The organism is Stenotrophomonas sp. 704A1, assembly GCF_030549525.1.
GTDB classification, from domain to species: domain Bacteria; phylum Pseudomonadota; class Gammaproteobacteria; order Xanthomonadales; family Xanthomonadaceae; genus Stenotrophomonas; species Stenotrophomonas tuberculopleuritidis.
On the sequence record NZ_CP130831.1, the window covers coordinates 4630001 to 4650112 of the forward strand.

Sequence of the window (20112 nt, forward strand, 5' to 3'; positions counted from 1 at the left end):
GTCGCGGTGATGCGCGCCTCCGGTTACGACGCACCGGTGTCGCCGGTGATCGGCTGGATCGGCGTGGTCAACACCGTACTGGCCCCGTTTGGCGCCTATGCGCTGAACCTGGCGGCAATCACCGCCGCCATCTGCATGGGCCGCGACGCGCATGAGAACCCGGCACGGCGCTATACGGCGGCGATGGCGGCGGGCGCCTTCTACATCGTGATCGGTCTGTTCGGTGCCACGGTGGCAGCCCTGTTCGCCGCCTTTCCCACGGAGCTGGTGGCGTGCGTGGCCGGCATCGCCCTGTTCGGCACCATCGGCAACAGCCTGGCCAGTGCGCTGGCGGTGGAACGCGACCGCGAGGCCGCGCTGGTCACCTTCCTGGTGACCGCCTCGGGCATGTCGCTGGGCGGGATCGGCTCGGCGTTCTGGGGACTGGTGGCCGGCAGCCTGTGCCTGCTGGTGCTGCGCCCACGCGCGCCGGCTCAGAGATAGGGCTGCATCATGCCCTGGGTAATGAACCGGAACATATAGATCAGGCCGAGGCAGACCACCACCGCCGATGCCTTGGTACCACCACGACGCAGCAGCTCGGCGCGGATCCGGTTCGGTTGCCCCGCATACGTGGCCTGCACCTGGGCCAGCAGGCGGCTGCAATGACGCAGGTACAGGCTGTTGGCGAAGATCGCCAGCGCGATGCGCGGTGGCAGCAGGGCGTAGGCGATCTGCGCCACGCTGGCATCGGCCAGCAGCATCAGGATGGGCAGCAGCGTGGTCACCAGATAGAAGCCCACGGCCGCCAGGTACATCCGCCGGTGGACCATCCACAGGGTGCCGAACAGGAACGCAGGCCAGTTCCAGCGACGCGGTGGCTTCGGCACCGCACTGTCCACATGCCAGAAACGCCGGTACGTGGCAGCCCTGGGGCCGACGACCAGGGTCAGGTAGTCGGCCTCCTCCGGCGTGGCAGCTTCGTCGGCTTCGGCGCTGGGGGCCAGGTAGGGATTGTCGCTGCCGGGCGGCGTCTGCGGATCGAGGGCGCTCATGCTGGCCATCCGTGCCAAGGGGGAAGCCTGCTATAGCGGCGCGCTGGAGAGGATCTGAAGCAGTACGTGACGCCCACCCGGGGCGATGGTGACCACATCCGGCCCGGCGTTGGCGGCTTCCAGGCAGACGTAGTCGCGCCAGCCCTCACCGACATCGGCCATCTTCGCGGCCCCTTCGGCACCGGGATTCCATGCCACCAGTGAGCGGCTGCCTTCGGTGCGGATCTCGATACGACGCTTGAGCACCGGATCACGCAGCACATAGCGACCGCCGGCGTTGGTGTAGATGCGGTCACTGCGGCCTGGGTCGCGCGGATCGCGCAGTGACCACGGGCCCTGCTGGCGGCGCGGCTGGGCGTAGTCCTCGAACTTGTCGAGGTAGTCCAGGCCGTCAACGCCGTCGACCTCGACCCTGCCTGCATCGCCGACCCGGAAGTAGTTGTGCAGGGCCTGGGTGATGCTGGCCGGCATCTTGCCGGTGTTTTCGGTGACCAGCTGCTGGCGCAGCTCACGACCGACACGGACGACCATGCTCAGGCGCAGGCCGAGGTTTTCCAGTGCCGGCGGCGCCATCGTCAGCTCGATGCTGCCGTCGTCGAGGCGGCGTGCCTGCTGCAGTTCCCACGGCAGGGTGCGCACGAAGCCATGGGCCGGTACGTCATTGCCCTGCCCCTGGCGGCCGAAGTACGGCCAGCACACCGGGCTGCCGCCGCGGATCGGCGTGGGCAGTGCGGCGCGCTTGGGCGACAGCCACATCACATCGGGCTGGCCCTTGGGCACGAACGAGAGCAGCTGGCCACCAAACACGCTGATGGCAGCGGTGGCGTCGGGGGTTTCCACCAGCCAGGCATCGAGCCCCTGGAACTGACCGCTGCTGACACCCTGGATCTGTTGCACGTTGGATCGACTCCGGACGGCCGGCGACTGCGCGGCACTGTAAGCGGGGGGAAGGCTGAAACGGGTGGGGACCGCGGTCGTCGGCGCCTGCGCGCCCGCCTGCAGCGCGCGCAGGATACGCTGGCCGGCGCGACCATCGGCGTTGGCCCAGCCCAGCCGGCGCTGTTCCTGCTGGATCGCGCGACGGCTGGCCGTACCGATCATGCCATCGGCGCTGCCGATGTCGTGCCCGCGCGCCAGCAGCAGGGTCTGCAGCTGGCGGCGTTCGTCGCGGCCAAGCCCGGGATCATCGGTCGGCCAGGCCGTGGCCAGCCCGTTGCCGCCACGCAGGCGGTCGGCCAGGGTGGCGATGGCCAGGGCGTAACTCTCGGCGGCGTTGTAGCTGTAGATCGCATCGTAGTTGCGGAACACCAGCAGCGCCGGACCCTTGCTGCCGGCAGGCAGCAGCAGCGCGGCGCGCGCGTCGGCGGAAACACCGGCAGGCGCCAGCGTGCTGCCATCGAGCGCGGTAACACCCAGCGCCCGCCAGTCGGCGAGGCCACGGCGCTGGGTCCGCCCGGCCTGGCTGGCGTTGAAGCCGGCCGGAATACGCACTTCCATGCCCCACGGTTCGCCGGTCCGCCAGCCGGCGCGCTTGAGGTAGTTGGCGGTGGAGGCCAGCGCATCGGGAATGCTGCCGACCAGATCACGGCGGCCATCGCCATCGCCATCGACGGCGATGCGCGCGTAGGTGCTGGGCATGAACTGGGTGTGGCCGAATGCACCGGCCCAGGAGCCGGTCAGGCCCTGCGCCTGCAGGTCTCCCTGGTCGATCAGCTTGACCAGCGCCAGCAGCTCGCCACGGAAGAACGGTTGCCGACGACCGGCACAGGAAAGCGTGGCCAGCGACTGCAGCAGCGGACGCTTGCCGAATACCCGGCCGTAATCGCTCTCCACGCCCCAGACCGCGACGATGGTGGCCATGTCAACGCCGTACTGCGCCGATACGCGCTGCAGCAGCTCACGATGCTGCTGCAGCTGGACGCGGCCGTCTTCCACGCGTTGGCGATCGACCAGTGCGGCCAGGTAATCCCAGATCGGGGTGGTGAACTCCGGCTGCGCATCCAGCAGCGGCAACACGCTGGGATCGGGCTGCAGGCCGGCGGTGATCGCACTGAAACGCTCAGCGGTGATGCCCTGGGTCGCAGCGCTGGACTGCAGCCGGGCCATGCAGCTGGCGAAGGCAGGATCGGCCGGCGCCGACGTCGCGGGCGCGGCCACCGGCACGGCAAGCGCGGCGGCCAGGCCGAGCGTGGTCAGAATGGGCATGGCGTCCTCCGTGTTGCCGGTGCGGGCACCATGGTAACGCGCTGGGGCGGTGCGACAGGCACCGCCGCCAGGCCTGGCCCTGCGCTACCGTGGCGGGGCGCTGGGGCGCAGCAGGCGCAGGCCATAGGCAGGGTGGGCGGCATTCCACTGCGCGGCGACCTGCAGCCCCGCCTGCTGCAGCAGGTGGTCGAAGCTGGCGTCGGTGTACTTGTGGCTGTACTCGACACGGATCGGCTCGCCGGCGCTGAAGTGGAAGGTACGCCCATCCAGATGCACATCCTGTTCGCGTTGACTGACCAGGTCGGTTTCGATGCGCAGCCGCGCCGTGCTGTAGCGTGCCTGGTGGCGGAAGCCTTCGAGGTCGAAGTCGCTGCCGACCTCGCGGTTGAGGCGGGCCAGCAGGTTCAGGGTGAAGGCAGCGGTGATGCCGTCGGCATCGTTGTAGGCCGCCTCGATCAGGGCCGGATCCTTGTGCAGATCGATCCCCACCAGGGCCAGGCCGTCGGCGCCCATGGTCTGGCGCATTGCCCGCAGCAGCTCGACCGCCTCAGGCGTGGCGAAGTTGCCGAGGGTGGAACCGGGAAAGAACAGCAGACGCCGTGCTGCAGTGCGCGCCGGCACCGGGACCTGCACCGGCCGGGTGAAATCGGCACAGACCGGCAGCATTTCCACCTGCGGCAGCGCCGGTGCCAGGTGGTCGATGCTGGACAGCAGCGCGGCGCGCGAGATCTCGATGGGTGTGTAGGCCACCGGGTCGCGGAGGGCGGCCAGCAGCCGCGCGGTCTTGCGGCCGCTGCCACTACCCAGTTCGACCACGTGCACGTGCGGCCCCACCGCCTGCGCGATGTCCGGCAGCACCCGTTCGAGCAACGCCAGTTCGGTGCGCGTGGGGTAGTACTCGCGGGTCTGGGTGATCTGCTCGAACAGGCGTGAGCCGCGCGCGTCGTAGAAGTACTTGGACGGCAGCTGGCGCGACGCATGGGAGAGACCGGCCACAGCATCGGCCAGGATCTGCTGGCGGCCCGGGGTGAGGTCGGTCAGCGCCTGCAGCGCGTCCTGTACGGTACTCATGGAAGATCCTTTGCCAGACGCAGGCCGGAGAACTGCCAGCGCGCCGGCGGCATGAAGAAGTTGCGATAGCTGGCGCGCACATGACCGCGCGGTGTGGCACAACTGCCGCCGCGCAGCACCCACTGCCCGCACATGAACTTGCCGTTGTATTCGCCCAGGTTGCCGGCGAACGGCTGGAAGCCGGGATAGGCGCCATAGGCACTGTGGGTCCATTCCCAGACATCACCGAACAGCTGGCGCAGGCCCGTACCCTGCCCGGCCTGTGGATGCAGCTGGTCGTCATCGGCGAAATGGCCGTCGGCGGGCTGCGCGGCAGCGGCGGCTTCCCACTCGAATTCACTGGGCAGGCGCGCGCCATACCAGCGGGCACAGGCGTCGGCCTCGTAGTAGCTGAGATGACAGACCGGGGCATGCGGATCCAGCTCCCGCCACCCGCCCAGGGTGTACTCGCGCAGCAGCGCATCATCCCAGTACAACGGATGCTGCCAGTGCCCGGCCTCGCGCAGTGCCCAGCCCTCGCTCAGCCACAGGCGTGGATCGCGGTAGCCACCGGCATCGATGAACGCGCGGTACTCGGCATTGCTCAGCGGGCGCTCGGCCAGGGCGTGCGCGGGCAACAGGACGCGGTGCACCGGCGATTCGTTGTCATAGGCGAAGGCGGCGTGGTGCGGCCAGGCAGGCGCGCCGATGCTGACGATGCGTTCGCGCTGTTCAACCCACCCCTGCGCGCTGGCAGCACCCGCACGGGTGGCAAGGTCCTCGCGATACGGCGGCTGCAGCGGATTGCACCAGAACGCGTGCTTGATGTCGGTAAGCAGCAGCTCCTGATGCTGCTGCTCGTGCTGCAGGCCCAGCTGCAGGTGCTGCAGGGCATCGCTGTCCAGATCACCCTTGGACAGCCGTGACAGCACCTGTCGATCGACGTGCTGGCGGTAGTCCTGGACCTGCTGCAGCGATGGCCGTGACAGCAGCCCGCGCTGTGGCCGCGCGTGGGCGGGCCCCAGGCTCTTGTAGTAGCTGTTGAACAGGTAGTCCCAGGCCGGATCCCACGGCGTGTAGCCGCGCTGGCTGGCCAGCACGAAGCGCTCGAAGAACCACGTGGTGTGTGCCAGATGCCACTTGGCCGGGCTGGCATCGGCCATGCTCTGCAGCAGGGCATCTTCGGGGCTGAGCGGTGCCGCCAGCTGCACGCTGCGGGTGCGCACGCGGGTGAAGTGGCGGGCGAGATCACGCTGCGGGGCAGCGACGGCGGTGGTTGCGCTGTCCATGCGCCCAGCTTGGGTCGGGAGCGGTGAGCGCGATGTCATGGCCCGGTGCCGTTCTTTTCACATCCATGGCTGCGCGTTCAAGATGCCGGTGCGCGCGCCGCTAACGGCAATGCTGCGGCCGCTGCGTGACCGCGCTGGAATTCCGCGTGCCCCCTCATCCGCTCCGCCAGCCTGCGCATTACCTGTTCGTGCTGCCAGCCGTGCTGGTCGCGCTGGTGCTGTGGGCGAGCCTGGAGGGGGATGACGTCGCCCGCGCCGGGCAGCGCATCCTGCCCTGGCTGCTGGCCTGCCTGGGCGCGGGACTGGCGCTGCTGTACAACCAGGTGCGCACGTTGTGCCTGCTGTTGCTGGTGGCGGTGGCCTTTGCGGTACTGCACCAGGACCTGGGTCACTACCTGCGCACGGGCCGTGTCACCGCACTGACGCCGCTGCGCTTCCACGCGATCTCCGCCTGGTTGCCGCTGCTGTTCGCGGTGCATGCCCTGTGGCCCGAACGTGGCCGGCGCCGCCAGGACCTGTTGCTGCGGGCGATCCTGACCGGGGTGGTGGTCGCGGCCTTCATCCTGCTGGCTGCACAGCAGCCGCAGGGCATGCACGACCTGCTGTCGAACCGGCACTTCGGCTGGATTCCGAGTGACTGGAACGCGCTGGCGCAGGTGCCGGGGCTGCTGTTCCTGCTGGCCACCGCTGCGCTGGGGTGGCAGGCATGGCGCCGGCCACGGCCGCTGCATACCGCGATGCTGCTGGCGCTGCTGTGCCTGTGGTGGATGCTGCCGCGGATCTTCCTGCAGCCGGCGCTGCTGCCCGCACTGAGCGTGGCGGCGCTGCTGCTGATGCTGGCCGCGACGGTGCAGGAATCCTTCCACATGGCCTTCGGTGACGAGCTGACCGGGCTGCCCGGCCGCCGCGCGTTCAACGAGACCCTGAAGCGGGCCGTCGGCACCTACAGCATCGCGATGGTCGACGTGGACCATTTCAAGAAGTTCAACGATACCCATGGTCATGACACCGGCGATGACGTGCTGAAGCTGGTGGCGTCGCGGTTGTCACGGGTGGGCGATGGCGGCCGTGCGTTCCGCTATGGCGGCGAGGAATTCGCGGTGGTGTTCCTGGACCGCCCGGCAGCGGCCTGCGTGGATGCGCTGGAGGCGTTGCGAAGGACCATCGAGGACAGCCGGATGCAGCTGCGCGACCGGGCCACGCGCAGCCGTGACGATGCACTGGGCCAGCAGCAGCGCGGCCGTGGCGGTGGTGGTGTGGTGGTGCAGGTGACGGTGAGCATCGGCCTGGCCGACAGCCGCATCGATCCGCGCCCGGCGGCGGTGGTCAAGGCCGCCGACCAGGCCCTGTATGCGGCCAAGGAAGAAGGCCGCAACCGGCTGTGCGCACACGGCGGCCAGCGCGTGCTGGCCGTCCGCGGCGGCACCGCTCAGACCGCGTCCAGGTAGAACCAGCGGCCGTCGATGCGCAGGAAACGGCTGTGCTCGGCCATCTTCACCGCGCTGCCGCCACCGATGCGATAGCGCGCGATGAAGCGGACGTCGGCGCTGTCCTCGCCGGTAAGCCGGTGCTCCTGCACGGTCAGCCCCAGCCAGTGGGTCCGCTGGCCCGGCGCGTCCTGCAGCGACAGCTCGGCCGGGCGGGTGTCCGGATGCCAGGTGGCACGCAGGTAGTCCGGCAGCTGGCGCACGTAGGCGCTGTAGCGCGAGCGCATCAGGCGCTCGGCGTCGGGCGCGGCCTCACCGGCGTGGAAGCGGCCGCAGCAGGCTGCGTAGTCCGCAGCCAGGCCGCAGGGACAGGGATCGGCAGGCATTCGTTTCATGCCGCCATTGTCGCGCGGGCGGGAGCCCGGCGACAGGCGTATGCTGTCGCGCCCCCCTGTGCTGGATCGTCGTGCTGGAACTGGTTCCCCCTGAGTTGTGGTGGCTGGTGCTGATCGCGTTCATCGCCGGCCTGGTCGATGCGGCCGTCGGTGGCGGCGGACTGGTGCAGCTGCCGGGCCTGTTTACGGTCTTGCCACAGCAGACCCCGGCGATGCTGTTCGGCACCAACAAGTTCAGTTCGATGTTCGGCACCGGCGCGGCGGCGTGGCGCTATGCGCGCAACGTGCGCTTCCCGTGGAAGCCCGTGCTGTTCGCGGCCGCGACCGCTTTCGTGTTCTCGTTCCTGGGCGCCACTGCGGTCAGCCTGCTGCCCAAGGACGCGGTGCGCCCCCTGGTGCTGGTACTGCTGCTGGCAATGCTGGCCTACACGCTGTGGAAGAAGGACTTCGGCGCGCTGCACCGGCCGCGTGAGATCGGCCGCAGGGAACTGCTCACGGCGCTGGCCATCGGTGCGGCGATCGGCTTCTACGATGGCTTCTTCGGACCAGGCACCGGCAGCTTCCTGATCTTCCTGTTCGTGCGCTTCTTCGGGCTGGACTTCCTGCGCGCGTCGGCGGCATCGAAGGTGGTGAACCTGGCCACCAACGTGGCGGCGATCTCGTTCTTCGTGCCGACCGGCAACATCCTGTGGCTGTTCGCACTGCCGATGGCGGCGGCCAACATCTTCGGCTCGGTGGTGGGAACGCGGCTGGCGCTGAAGGGCGGCACGCCCTTCATCCGCAAGCTGTTCGTGGGGCTGGTGGTGGTGCTGATCGCGCGGATGGCGTGGGATACGTTCCGCGGTACGTGAAGGCAGGTCTTGGCCGGCGCGACCCTTCGGGGCTACGCCGGGCATGGCCCGGCGCTGCCCGGTCGGGCCTCAGGCTTCGGCTTCTTCCGGTTCCGTGGCCTGCTGACGGCTGCGCTCGGGCAGCTTCAGACGCTTGCCTTCTTCGTCGTACTCGATCAGCAGCACGCCCGAGTCGTGGCGGCCGCTGATCTCGACGAAACAGGCACCGCCAATGAACGGCTCCAGCGTCATCACCGACTTCAGCGGCGTCGCGACCACCATCTGGAAGCCGAAGTTGTCGAAGATGTTCATTGCCAGCGCGGTGAACTCGTTGTCGGCCTTGTCGAAGGCCTCGTCGAGCACGACTGCGGCATAGCTGGGCAGCTGGCTGTCGGCGCCGCCAAGCTGGTAGCGCAATGCGGCGGCCAGGCAGGTGGTGGCCAGCTTCTGCCGCTGGCCACCGGATTTGCCGGCGCCGCTGCGGTAGATCTCGACCTGCTGGCGCGTCTCCGCATCCAGCTCCACGCCGATGAACTCAACGTGCAGGCGCACGTCCATCACCAGCTCGCGCCAGCGCTTGTCCTCGCCTTCCTGGGAACCCAGCCGGTTGACCAGCTGGCGCAGCACGGTGAACTGGGTCTCGGCCAGATCACGCTGCTCGGTCTGCTGCTGCGACAACACCTCGCGCAGCTGCTGGTGGAACTCCAGCACTTCGGGCAGGCGGCGGTCGCTGAGTTCGATCGTCAGCAGCGTGCCGCGGTTGAACGGCACCTGCTCCAGGCTGGCATTGACCTCGTCCAGGCGCTGGCCGATCGACTTGCGGGCTTCGGCACTGTGCCGCTGCAGCGCGAGCAGATTGTTCTTGCTCTGGTTCTGCAGCAGATCGAAGAAGCGTTCCTCATGCTGCGGCAGGCCGTCGCGCTCCAGGCGCTCGAGGCGGGCGAGGAAATCCTCGGCCGAGGCCACCGAAACGGTGAAGTCGCCCGATTCCTCCGGCCATTGCTGGATGAAGCGGCGGAAGCAGCCGAGCAGCAGGTTCTCGATGCGGTTGACGTCCTGCTGTGACGAGGAGAGCTGTTCGTTCAGCGCATTGCTGACCTGGCGCATGTGCGCTTCCAGCGTTTCCAGGCTGAGCGGTCCCTGTTCCTGCAGGCGTTCGGCGAGGCCGGCTTCCTGCGCTTCGGCCAGGTCGGGAAGCACCAGCGCCCGGCTCTGCTGGCGCGCGCGGTCCAGACGGTCGCGTTCACGCACCAGCTGGCCGCGTTCGACGCGGGTGTCCTCGTAGGTGCGGCGGGCCTGTTCGATGTCGGCGCGGGTGGCGTCGATCTGCTGCGCCAGGCGGGCCAGGTCGGCGTTGCCCTCGCGCAGGTCGTGCAGGCTGGCTTCGATGTCGGCCAGGCGCTGCTGCGGGGCGGCCACATCGATCTCGTTCCAGTCGATGCCCACCAGCTGGTGGCAGGCCAGGCGGCGCTCGTTGTCGAGGTCGCGCTGGCTGCGCAGGCGCGCGATGTCGCTGTCGCAGTCGGCGATGCGCTTGGCCAGTTCCTGCGCCTCGCGTTCGAAGGCGCCGAGCTTGTCGCGGTTGTTGAAGCCGAGGATCCAGCGCCGGCGGTCACCCACCGCGCTGCGGTCATCCTTCTCGAAACGGTCGCCCGGATGCTTGACCTGGCCTTCGCGGGTGATGCCGCGGTCGACACTGCGCAGCTGCCTGGCGTCGACGCATTCGTAGTCGAAGCGCTTGCCGAGCTCGCGCCGCAGCCAGCCCTCGAACACGTGGTCGCGCAGTTCCAGCTTGTGCAGCAGCGACTTGGCCGACGGCTCGCGGGCAAATGCTTCCTCGTTGCGACGTACACGGTAGTAGGTGAACCGCATGCCCAGGTGGGTGCGGTTCACCCATTCGGCAACTTCGTTGTAGTGCCTGTCGTCGACCAGCAGGGACTGCGCGAAGCCGAACAGCACGCGCTCGATCGCGCCCTGCCAGCCCTGCTCTTCCGAGCGGACCTGGATCAGTTCGCCTACGAACGGCAAGGCGGCTTCGGGGATGCCGGTCTCTTCGGCCAGGCGCGCGCGCAGCTTCTGCATCGGCGCGGGAATGCTGGAGGGCGTGCGCTGCATCGCCTCCAGTTCACCGCGTACCTCGGTGAAGCGGCGCTCATCATCACGCTTGCCGCCCAGACGCTCACTGATGGCATCGTCCAGGGCGCTGGAGGCGCGCTGGCGGTCTTCCAGTTCGGACTGCGCGCGTGCGACCAGTTCGGCAAAGCCGTGGGCGTCGTCGGGCAGTGCCGCCTGCAGTTTCAGCGCGGCATCACGGACCTGCGCCTGCTTGGCCACGCGGCGGTCGCGCTCGGCTTCGGCGCGGCCCTGTTCGCGTTCCAGTTCCTCGATGCGTTCACCGCCCTGCTGGCGGCGCTGCAGTTCCAGCTCGGCCAGGCGCTCGGTATGGTTGTCCAGCGCGGCGCGGCGCTGTGCTTCCTCGCCCAGCAGGCCGCGGTCGCGGGTATCCATCTCGCGCAGGCGCGCCTCGATCAGCAGCTGGCGGCGGCTTTCACGGAAGCTGTCGATACCGAGCTTCAGCGCTTCGTCGTCGCCGCGGCGGCGGCTCATCGCCTGCAGCTCGCGGTAGTGCTCGCGCGCCGGCTGCAGGGTTTCGACCTGGCGCCGCGCGGTCACCACCGCCTGGTGCGCGCCATCGAGCTCGGCGAAATCGCTGACCAGCCGCTCGGCCGCATCGAAGGTCTTCGGCGTATCGAGCATGAAGTCGCGCAGGAAGACGTTGAGGTCGCCCAGGTTCTTCGCCGACTGCGTCTTGTGCAGCAGCCGCAGCGCCATCTCGTTGTCGATGCCGAGCAGGTGGCGGAAGCGTTCCGCATAGCCGGAGAACGTGTCGAAGTGATGCACTTCGGCCAGCTTCTGCTTGAGCTTGCGCAGGTCCAGATCGAAGCCGCCCAGGTCCTTGGCGATGTCGAACGGACGCTCGGCGATCATGTAGTGCTTGCGCACGTCGGCGGCGGCGGTACCGCTGCCGGAGATCCACAGCAGGCGTACCAGACTGACCACGCGGCCGTCGCCGGCACGGTACTCCAGCACCAGTGCGGTCCAGGTTGCGCCCTTGCGCAGGTACTGGGTGGCGATCTCGCCGGTGCCGCTATCCTGCTGGTCGGCCCACGCGCCCCGCACGTAGGACACCAGGTTGCGGTCGCGGCCACTGCGCTCGGCTTCACGCGCGGCGGCATTGAAGTCGACGATCGCCGGCGGCGTCAGCAGCGCGGACATCGCATCGAGCAGGGTGGACTTGCCCGAGCCGGAACGGCCGACGAACAGGAAGCCGCGCTCGGCGATCGGCACTTCGGTCAGGCCGTTGAAGGTGCCCCAGTTGTGCACCTGCAGGCGACGCATGCGGAACTGCTGCAGGCGCGGGTCCGGCAAGCCGTCGTTGAACAGGGCGGGGGTGTGCTTGGAAATGGCCATGCGGTGCTCGGGTCTCTCAGGCTTCGGCGGCCGGGGTTTCGCGCAGCTGGCGGTACACCGCCGAGAGCTGGGAAACATCTTCCGCGGAGAACAGCAGCTTCAGTGCCGGTGATACTTCATGACGGTCTTCCTGGCCGGCCAGGCGGGTCAGGATGTGGTTGTCCTTCATCTTCTGCACTGCCGAGGCGACACGGCGGTTGAAGCCGGCCCGGTCGGTGGACAGGTTCTTTTCGTAGATGGCCAGGGCTTCGGCCATTTCGGCTTCGGCGACCACCGCGCGGTTGCCGCGCGCATCGGCTTCGCCCAGCTGCTGGCGCAGGTACAGCAGCAGCACCGAATCGATGAAGGTCAACGGCGAGGTGCGCAGCAGCACCGGCGCATCGACGTCCTCGGTGTCGGCCTGGCGGGTGAAGGCCACGCCGCTGTCACGGTCGAGCACCAGTTCCAGGAACAGGTCCGACAGCGCCGAACGGATGCCGGCCTCGCTGCGGATCAGCGCCGGCCACAGTCTGGCGTGGCGCAGCTGGTCGATGCTGGGACCGATCAGCAGCTGGCACAGCGCGCGACGCGCATCCAACGGCAGGCGCCCGGTGTCGCCCAGGTAATACACGTCGTTGCCGCGCCGGGGCTGGGCCGCGACCGGTGCCGGCTCGGCCTCGTAGGCATCCTCGGCCAGGTCGGCATGCGGTGCGTCGATGGGGTCTTCATGCCAGCTCATGGCGTTTCTCCTGGGTGAACCAAACCAGCGGAATACGGGCGCGGCGCACCTGGCCATCGCCACCGCGCCAGGTGGCGATTTCCTGCTCGCCAGCGATCACGTTGCCAAAGCGGGTACCCAGCGACAGATAGCCGATGACACTGCCCAGGCCCTGCGGCGCTTCGCGCTGCGACAGCGCCTGGGCGATGCTCAAGCGCGGCTGGGTGCCCAGCAGTTCATGCAGGTCGAGCCGCAGCGTGCGGAAGTCGATTTCCGACGAGGCGACCAGATCGCCGACGCTTTCCAGGCTGATGCTGGCCGCATCGTTGTACTCGACGCTGCCGTCGACCTGGACCGTGCGTGGATCGTGCAGCTTCCACTGCGACCACGAACGCAGGCGGCTGGTGGTCAGCTGCAGATCGCGGCCGATCGAGCGCTGCGCGGGGAACTCATCGCGCAGGGCCAGGGCTTCGGACTGCGCCTGCTTGAGCAGCTGGTTGAGACGGCGCTGCTCCAGGTAGCCGCGGCTCTGCACGAAGCCGCGCAGGCTGCGCGCGAAGTTCTGCAGCACGTCATGCACCTGGCCACCACGCTCGAGCATGGTGCTGGTGAAGCCGCGCAGGAAGTTGCGTTCGTTGCGGTCCAGGCGCCGGGCGAAGCCGCGGGTCAGCAGCGTCTCCAGCGCAGCATCGAGCTGGGCGCTCTGCTCGGCATCGTTGAGCAGCCGCCAGAAGGCCTGGAAACTGCGGCCTGCATCGCTCTCGCCGATCACGTCCACGCCTTCGAACAGCTTGGACAGCACGTCACCCCGCTCGCCTTCGTCGTCGATGATGCGTTCGCGGAAATCGCGGTTGAGCTGCTCGAAGTCATCGCGCACCCGGCGGAAGTCTTCGGTCAGCTCGTCGGCCAGGCCGATGATCTGGCGCGTGCGTTCCAGCGCGCGCTTGCCGTCCAGCGCGGTGACGCGGCCGGCGCCCACACGGGCGATCTCGGCATCGATGCGGTCACGCTCGTCGCGCAGCGCGGACAGGCGTGCATCGGGATCGGCCTCGGTCTGTGCGGCCAGCTGCGACAGCTGTTCAATCACCAGGGCCAGGCGGCTTTCGGTGGCCGCGACGCGGGCCTGCTCGAGGCTGTCGGCGAAACGGATCGCCTGCAGCGCCTGGGTCGACAGCTCGTACTGCTCCTGGTCGGCCCCGTCGGGCAGGCGGCGCTCCAGCCAGCCCTGCGCCAGCCAGTGCGCGATGTAGGCCTGCGCGGTACGCGGCAGGTCACGCGACAGTTCATGGCCGTTGAGCTGGTCCAGCGCACGCTGCAGGCGCTCATTGAGCACCGAGGCCGGCAACGTGCGATCGCCTTCCATCAGCAGCCCCTGCAGCAGGCCGATGATTTCCGGGGCATGGTCGGCAGCGAGCAGCTTCCATTGCGGCTGTTCACGCAGGTGGCGGTAGCGGGTGATGCGTTCGCGGTGCTTCATGCAGCGAGGTCGGTCGAAAGGGCGCGGTGGCGACGGCGCGCGCCACAGCGCGGCACCGGCACGGCGAAGGCGGCGGCCACCACGGGCCGCCACCGGGGGGCGACGGCGCTCAGCGCTTGCCGCCCACTTCGATGAAACGCAGGAACTCGGCGCGGGTACGGGCGTCCTCGCGGAAGCTGCCCAGCATCTTCGAGGTGACCATGCTGACGCCACGCTTGTGGATGCCGCGGGTGGTCATGCACTCGTGGGCGCCTTCGACGACCACACCGACGCCGACCGGCTGCAGCACGTCCTGGATGCACTGGGCGATCTGCGCGGTCATCTTCTCCTGCACCTGGAAACGGCGCGCATAGGCTTCCACCACGCGGGCCAGCTTGCTGATGCCCACCACCTTGCCGGCCGGCAGGTAGCCGACGTGCACGCGGCCGATGATCGGCGCCATGTGGTGTTCGCAGTGGCTTTCGTATTCGATGTCGCGCAGGACGATCAGTTCATCGTAGCCGGCCACTTCCTCGAAGGTGCGCTCCATGTAGGCGCGCGGGTCGTCGCGGTAGCCGCTGAACCAGTCGCCATAGGCTTCGGCGACACGGCGCGGGGTATCCAGCAGGCCTTCCCGGGACGGATCCTCACCGGCCCAGCGCAGCAGGGTGCGCACTGCAGCCTCTGCGTCGGCCTGGGTCACATCGCCCTGCGGGGCAGCCTTTTCGTTGTTCTTGCTCATTGCATACAGCGCCCGAACGGGGGGCGAGCATCGTACCCGACCGGGGGGTGGGTCGTCCTGTGGGGACGGTTCATCGGGGTCGTTTCGGCGCGTTGCTGCTATCGGTCTGGAGTGGGAGAGGGGGCTGCGCAGGACCGTCCGGCCCTGCGTCACCCCGACCACCAGCACACAGGCGCAACGCCTTCCTCAGTGCACTGCACCCATCCCATTCAGCAAACGCTATTGATAGGAATGAAATTAGTAGTATCCTATCTATCTCTTATGGACCGACCCCTCGACGAGCGCACCGTGCTGCAGATGCAGCTCAGCTCCGGCCTGCTGTACGCAGGGCGGCAATGGCAGCGCCTGGCCGACAGCCGGCTGGGCAGCTATGGCATCTCCACGGCCTGCACCATGCCGCTGCTGATGATCGGCCGTTCCGGCGGCGGTATCCGCCAGGTCGCCCTGGCCCAGCAGCTGGGCATGGAAGGTCCCTCGCTGGTGCGCCTGCTCGACAAACTCTGCGCCAGCCAGCTGGTACGCCGCGAAAGCGATGCCAGCGACCGCCGCGCCAACCTGTTGTGGCTGACCGACGAGGGCCACGCGCTGGTCAGTGAACTGGAGGACCAGTTGATCGGCCTGCGCCAGGACGTGTTCGGTGAGCTGTCCATGGATGAACTGCACGCCGTGCTGAAGGCATGGCGCCTGCTGGCCGAGGCCGCCGACCGCATCACGTAAGGCCGTTGCCGCTGGAATCCGCCGCTGCCGTGTACGCGCCAGCGGCTGTTGCCCGTTGCTGTTGTTTCGTTTTCCCTCCCCCACTCGCCCCCGCCCCTTCCAATGCCCGGTGAATTCAGTCTCCACGGAGTGTTCGTTCCAACCCTGCTGGGGTTGATGGTGTTGGCCTATCTGGTCAACAGCGGCCTGCACGCGCTGCTGCAGCGTGCCGGCGCCTATCGCCATGTATGGCATCCGGCGCTGTTCAACCTGGCCCTGTACGGGATCGTGCTGGGCCTGCTGTTCCACCTCCTGCGTTGGATGCAATCGTGAACAAGATCGTGAAGAAGACCCTGCCGGTGCTGCTGACCGGCGCCGCCGTGATTGTTGCCCTGCTGGTGCTGCGCCAGCTGTGGGTCTACTACATGGATGAGCCGTGGACCCGCGACGCCCATGTCGGCGCCGATGTCGTGCAGGTGGCGCCGGACGTGTCCGGGCTGGTGGAAACCGTGCAGGTGGCCGACAACCAGGCGGTCAGGAAGGGCGACCTGCTGTTCGTGATCGACCGGGCGCGCTACCGCATCGCGCTGGAACAGAGCCGCGCCAGCCTGGCCGAGCGCCAGGCCTCGGTGGCGCAGTTGCGGCGCGAGATCGGCCGTGACCGCAGCCTGCAGGATCTGGTTGCCGCCGAGGATGCGGAAGTGCGCCGGGCCAAGCTGCAGGCCGCGCAGGCCGCGCTGGCTACCGCCCAGGCGGCGGTCGATCTGGCCGAACTCAACCTGGCCCGCACCGAAGTGCGTGCGCCGGCGGATGGCCGGGTCAACGACCGCACCATGCGTGTGGGCGACTACGTGGTCGCCGGCAAGCCGGTGCTGGCGCTGCTGGATACCGGTTCCTTCCGCATCGACGGCTACTTCGAGGAAACCCGCCTGCGTGGCGTGGCCCCGGGCCAGGCAGTGGACATCCGCCTGATGGGCGAGGACATCGCCCTGCGCGGCCATGTGCAGAGCATCGCCGCCGGTATCGAAGACCGCTACCGCAGCAACGGCAGCACCCTGCTGCCGAACGTGACCCCGGCCTTCGACTGGGTGCGGCTGGCGCAGCGCATCCCGGTGCGCATCGCCATCGACGAGGTGCCCAAGGGCGTGGAACTGATCGCTGGCCGCACCGCCACGGTGACCGTGGACACCAGCCGTCATCCGCACGATGGCAAGGCCGGCACCACGCCGGCACAGGCGGGCCTGTGAACGCGACCCTGCCCCGCCTGGGCCTGCTCCTCGCACTGGCCAGCCTGGCCGCGTGCAGGACGGTCGGCCCGGACTACGCCCTGCCGGAAGGGTCGGCCTTCAAGCGCCCGGAGGCCAACGCGGCGTTCATCGATACGCAGAACCCGCAGGTCGCCGCCAACCAGCCCCTGCCGGCCCGCTGGTGGTCGCTGTACAACGATCCGGTGCTGGACGGGCTGATCAGCCAGGCGCTGCGTGACAACGTGGAGCTGAAGGCCGCCGATGCGCATCTGCGGCGCGCCGCCGCCGTGTACGAACAGGCGCTCGATGCCGGTGGCTTCGAGTACGAGGCCGAGGCGGGGATCAGCCGCGCCCAGCTGTCGGCCGAATCGTTCCTGCAGGAGCACGAGCTGCCGGTGATCAACCTGGCCGACGGCAAGTTCGCGGTCAGCTACCAGTTCGACCTGTTCGGCAAGCTCAAGCGCGGCGCCGAAGCGGCGCGTGCCGATGAGCAGTCGGTGGCGGCGGCGCGCGATCTGGCCCAGGTCAGTGTGGTGGCCGAGGTCGCCGACAGCTACCTGGAGATCTGCCACGCCAATCACGAGCTGCACGTGGCCGAGCATTCGCTGCAGCTGCAGCAGCGCAGCCGCGCGGTCACCCAGCGCCTGATCGCCGCAGGCCGCGGCACGCCGCCGGAACTGGCCCGCGCCAATGCCCAGGTGGCCCTGCTGGAAGCTGCACTGCCGCCGCTGCGCGCGCAGCGTTCGGCTGCGGCCTATTCGCTGGCGGCGCTGCTCGGTCAGACCCCGGGGCAACTGCCGGCCGGCGTGATCGACTGCGCCCATGCCCCCAGCCTGGCCCAGCCCTTGCCGGTCGGGGATGGTCGCGCACTGCTGCAGCGCCGCCCGGACGTGCGCCAGGCCGAACGCAGGCTGGCATCGGCCACCGCGCGGATCGGTGTCGCCACCGCCGAGCTGTACCCGGATATCCGCCTGGGTGCTTCGGCCGGTGCCGCCGGCCTGCTGGAAGACTTCGGCACGCCGATGACCCAGCAGTGGTCGATCGGCCCGTTGATCTCGTGGACGCTGCCGTCCTCGGGCACGCATGCGCGCATCCACGCCGCCGAGGCGGGTGCCGATGCAGCCCTGGCCGAGTTCGACCACACGGTGCTGCAGGCGCTGCGCGAGACCCAGACCGCGCTGGATCGCTATGCGCAGGACCTGCGCCGGCTGCAGTCGCTGCGCGTGGCGCAGGAGCAGGCCGCGCTGGCCGCCGAGCAGAACCGTCGGCTGTACCAGGGCGGACGCACGCCGTACCTGTCCAGCCTGGACGCCGACCGCAGCCTGGCCAGCAGCGACGCCACCCTGGCCGCCGCCGAAGCGCAGGTCTCGCGCGACCAGATCCATCTTTTCCTGGTGCTGGGTGGCGGCTGGCAGGACGGCGCCGCACCCGCCGCGGCACCGACGGCAGCGAGGTAAGCGATGAACGCGCTGACCGACCGCCAGGCCTGGCTGTTCTCGATCAAGACCTACCTGGCCTCGATCGTCGCGCTGTACATCGCCATGGCCGGCAACCTGTCGCGCCCCTACTGGGCGATGGGCACGGTGTACATCGTCAGCCAGCCGCTGCTGGGGCCGACCCGGGCCAAGGGCGTGTATCGCATCCTCGGCACCCTCGCCGCCGGCCTGGCCACCCTGCTGATGCTGCCGGCACTGGTGGAAACCCCGCTGGTGCTGAGCGCGGCGATGTCGATCTGGCTGGCCGGCTGCCTGTTCCTGGCGCTGCTCAACCGTGGCCCGCGCGGCTACGCGTTCCTGCTGGCCGGCTACACCACCGCGTTCATCGGCTTCCCTGCGGTGACCTCGCCGGAGACGATCTTCGACACCGTGGTGGCGCGCAGCGAGGAGATCATCCTGGGTACGGTGGTGGCGGTGCTGTTTGCTTCACTGCTGTTCCCGGCCTCGGTACGGCCGATGCTGGGCGCTCGCATCGGCACCTGGATGGAGGACGCCGCGCACTGGTGCCGGCAGATCCTCGAGCGCGGCCGCGCACACGCACCGCGCAACCGCCTGGCCGCCGACCTGGTGCAGTTCGAAGCGCTGATCGAGTTCCTGCGCCGCGATGATCCACGCCACGCCGGTGCGGCGGTGTCGATGGAACGGCTGCGCGAACGCATGCTGCTGTTGCTGCCGGTGCTCTCTTCGATTGCCGACCGGCTGGGTGCGCTGCGCAGCGATGGGCAGGCCTTGCCTGAGGGCCTGCCGGCCCTGGTCGACGAGATCCATGACTGGATCGAAACACCGGCCAGTGCCAGCGACTACGCACGCCTGCGCGCACGCATCAGCGCACTGAAGCCGCAGGTGGACCGCGACCTGCAGCACCTGCAGCTGGCCAGCCTGCTGCTGCGCCTGGAAGAGCTGGTGGACCTGTGGCAGGACTGCCGCACCCTGCAGCACGCCATCGACCACGGCACCGCACCGCTGGACCGCGCGCACTACCGCATCCGCACCGAGCGCACCGCCACCGACAAGCACGTCGACTACGGGATGGCGCTGTTCTCTGCGCTCAGCGCCGGCGTGGCGCTGATGAGCTACTGCGTGCTGTGGATCGGCCTGGGCTGGGAAGGCGGCGGCAACGGCGCGATGATGGCCGCGGTGACCGCTGCGTTCTTCGCCGCGCAGGACGATCCGGCACCGAGCATGGTCTCGTTCCTGGTCTGGGCGATGGTCGCCTCGCTGGTTGCCGGCGTGTACCTGTTCGGTGTGTTCCCGGCGGTGCATGATTTCGGCCTGCTGGCGCTGGTGCTGGCGGTCGTCTTCCTGCCGCTGGGGCTGCTGCTGCACCATCCCAAGAGCGCGCTGTTCGCACTGCCGCTGACGGTCAACCTGGCCGCGCTGCTGAGCCTGCAGAATACCTACAGCGCCAACGTGCAGACCTTCGTCAACTCGTCGGTGGCGATGTTCATCGGCATTGGCTTTGCGGTGGTGATGACCCGCCTGTTCCGTTCGGTGGGTGCCGAGTGGACCGCACGCCGGCTGGTACGCCAGGGCTGGGCCACGCTGGCCGAAGCCGCCGAAGGCCGCGGCCAGCAGGACCGCCAGCGCTTCGCCGCGCGCATGCTGGACCTGCTCGGCCTGCTGGCACCGCGCCTGGCGGCGACGCCGGAAGGCAGCGACATCGCCTCGGTGGACATGCTCAACGAAGCACGCATCGGGCTGAACATCCTGCAGCTGCGTCGCGCACGACTGGAGCTGCCCGAGCGCAGCCGCGAAGCGGTCGAGCACATCCTGGAAGAGATCGCCGCGCACTACCGGCGGCAGGTCGCTGCGCGCAAACCGATTGTGGCGGCCGAGGCGCTGCGCGAGCGGCTGGATACCTCGCTGGGCCGGGTCGGCAGCGTGGCCGCCTGCAAGGCCCGCGATGAAGCCCTGATGGGCCTGATCGGCCTGCGCTTCGCGCTGTTCCCCGAAGCAAAGGCGCTGGCGCCGGGGCTGGCCGACGCCGCAGCGCTCTCCGGGTAATGCGATCCGCCGGGCATGGCCCGGCGCTACCATGCACCGCGACCGAAGCGCCGGGCGCCGCGCAACAATCGGT

Annotated in this window: 17 protein-coding genes (1 of these 17 running past the window's edge); 8 read left to right on the forward strand and 9 right to left on the reverse strand. The window is 69.0% G+C overall.

The annotated features are described in order from the left end of the window. On the forward strand, positions 1-483 hold the 3' portion of the coding sequence (locus Q5Z10_RS21115; RefSeq protein WP_303637282.1) for a benzoate/H(+) symporter BenE family transporter. The gene continues 711 nt to the left of window position 1, outside the view; the window shows 483 of its 1194 coding nt (coding positions 712-1194); the start codon falls outside the window, past its left edge; the stop codon is at positions 481-483. On the opposite strand, the gene Q5Z10_RS21120 is transcribed toward Q5Z10_RS21115, so the two are convergent. The 4 genes from Q5Z10_RS21120 to egtB all read right to left on the reverse strand — a co-directional run bounded on the left by Q5Z10_RS21120 (position 474) and on the right by egtB (position 5578). Then, a complete protein-coding gene (locus Q5Z10_RS21120; protein ID WP_303637283.1) occupies positions 474-1034 on the reverse strand; it encodes a DUF2628 domain-containing protein in 561 nt (186 codons plus the stop codon). The two genes, Q5Z10_RS21115 and Q5Z10_RS21120, sit on opposite strands and share 10 nt — an antisense overlap. 30 nt (positions 1035-1064) lie before the next feature. Further along, on the reverse strand, positions 1065-3239 hold the full coding sequence (locus Q5Z10_RS21125) for a lytic murein transglycosylase (protein WP_442758929.1): 2175 nt from the start codon (positions 3237-3239) through the stop codon (positions 1065-1067). 84 nt (positions 3240-3323) lie between these two features. After that, positions 3324-4310 carry an L-histidine N(alpha)-methyltransferase gene (gene egtD / locus Q5Z10_RS21130; RefSeq protein WP_303637284.1) on the reverse strand — a complete coding sequence of 329 codons (987 nt, stop codon included), beginning with the start codon at positions 4308-4310 and terminating at the stop codon, positions 3324-3326. Next, positions 4307-5578, reverse strand: a complete 1272-nt coding sequence (egtB, locus tag Q5Z10_RS21135; protein WP_303637285.1) for an ergothioneine biosynthesis protein EgtB — start codon at positions 5576-5578, stop codon at positions 4307-4309. Before egtB ends, egtD begins: the two co-directional genes overlap by 4 nt. 146 nt (positions 5579-5724) lie before the next feature. Here egtB and Q5Z10_RS21140 point away from each other — a divergent pair, with 146 nt between their 5' ends. Beyond that, complete coding sequence (locus Q5Z10_RS21140; RefSeq protein WP_303637286.1) at positions 5725-7026, forward strand: GGDEF domain-containing protein; 1302 nt, start codon at positions 5725-5727, stop codon at positions 7024-7026. Here Q5Z10_RS21140 and Q5Z10_RS21145 read toward each other — a convergent pair. Then, positions 7008-7400 carry a YchJ family metal-binding protein gene (locus Q5Z10_RS21145; protein ID WP_303637287.1) on the reverse strand — a complete coding sequence of 131 codons (393 nt, stop codon included), beginning with the start codon at positions 7398-7400 and terminating at the stop codon, positions 7008-7010. The two genes, Q5Z10_RS21140 and Q5Z10_RS21145, sit on opposite strands and share 19 nt — an antisense overlap. A gap of 71 nt (positions 7401-7471) precedes the next feature. Between Q5Z10_RS21145 and Q5Z10_RS21150 the strand changes: the two genes are divergently transcribed. Continuing rightward, the gene (locus Q5Z10_RS21150) at positions 7472-8251 is read left to right on the forward strand and encodes a sulfite exporter TauE/SafE family protein (protein WP_303637288.1); all 780 of its coding nucleotides are present in this window, start codon (positions 7472-7474) and stop codon (positions 8249-8251) included. A 69-nt stretch (positions 8252-8320) separates the two neighbouring features. On the opposite strand, the gene Q5Z10_RS21155 is transcribed toward Q5Z10_RS21150, so the two are convergent. The 4 genes from Q5Z10_RS21155 to folE all read right to left on the reverse strand — a co-directional run bounded on the left by Q5Z10_RS21155 (position 8321) and on the right by folE (position 14596). After that, positions 8321-11701, reverse strand: coding sequence for an ATP-binding protein (locus tag Q5Z10_RS21155; protein ID WP_303637289.1), 3381 nt, complete (start codon positions 11699-11701; stop codon positions 8321-8323). A 16-nt stretch (positions 11702-11717) separates the two neighbouring features. Further along, on the reverse strand, positions 11718-12419 hold the full coding sequence (locus Q5Z10_RS21160) for a DUF4194 domain-containing protein (protein WP_303637290.1): 702 nt from the start codon (positions 12417-12419) through the stop codon (positions 11718-11720). Next, the gene (locus tag Q5Z10_RS21165; protein ID WP_303637291.1) at positions 12406-13875 is read right to left on the reverse strand and encodes a DUF3375 domain-containing protein; all 1470 of its coding nucleotides are present in this window, start codon (positions 13873-13875) and stop codon (positions 12406-12408) included. The genes Q5Z10_RS21160 and Q5Z10_RS21165 overlap by 14 nt, the downstream gene beginning before the upstream one ends. A 109-nt stretch (positions 13876-13984) precedes the next feature. Beyond that, positions 13985-14596, reverse strand: coding sequence for a GTP cyclohydrolase I FolE (gene folE, locus Q5Z10_RS21170; RefSeq protein WP_303637292.1), 612 nt, complete (start codon positions 14594-14596; stop codon positions 13985-13987). A gap of 261 nt (positions 14597-14857) precedes the next feature. Here folE and Q5Z10_RS21175 point away from each other — a divergent pair, with 261 nt between their 5' ends. The 5 genes from Q5Z10_RS21175 to Q5Z10_RS21195 all read left to right on the forward strand — a co-directional run bounded on the left by Q5Z10_RS21175 (position 14858) and on the right by Q5Z10_RS21195 (position 20039). Then, a complete protein-coding gene (locus Q5Z10_RS21175) occupies positions 14858-15313 on the forward strand; it encodes a MarR family winged helix-turn-helix transcriptional regulator (RefSeq protein ID WP_303637293.1) in 456 nt (151 codons plus the stop codon). A 102-nt stretch (positions 15314-15415) separates the two neighbouring features. After that, positions 15416-15625, forward strand: a complete 210-nt coding sequence (locus Q5Z10_RS21180) for a DUF1656 domain-containing protein (RefSeq protein ID WP_025875651.1) — start codon at positions 15416-15418, stop codon at positions 15623-15625. Beyond that, positions 15622-16539 (forward strand): efflux RND transporter periplasmic adaptor subunit, encoded by a 918-nt coding sequence (locus Q5Z10_RS21185; protein WP_303637294.1) that lies wholly within the window; start codon positions 15622-15624, stop codon positions 16537-16539. The genes Q5Z10_RS21180 and Q5Z10_RS21185 overlap by 4 nt, the downstream gene beginning before the upstream one ends. Further along, on the forward strand, positions 16536-17996 hold the full coding sequence (locus Q5Z10_RS21190) for an efflux transporter outer membrane subunit (RefSeq protein ID WP_303637295.1): 1461 nt from the start codon (positions 16536-16538) through the stop codon (positions 17994-17996). Before Q5Z10_RS21185 ends, Q5Z10_RS21190 begins: the two co-directional genes overlap by 4 nt. Positions 17997-17999: 3 nt before the next feature. Next, the gene (locus tag Q5Z10_RS21195; protein WP_303637296.1) at positions 18000-20039 is read left to right on the forward strand and encodes an FUSC family protein; all 2040 of its coding nucleotides are present in this window, start codon (positions 18000-18002) and stop codon (positions 20037-20039) included. The last annotated feature ends 73 nt before the right edge of the window (positions 20040-20112 follow it).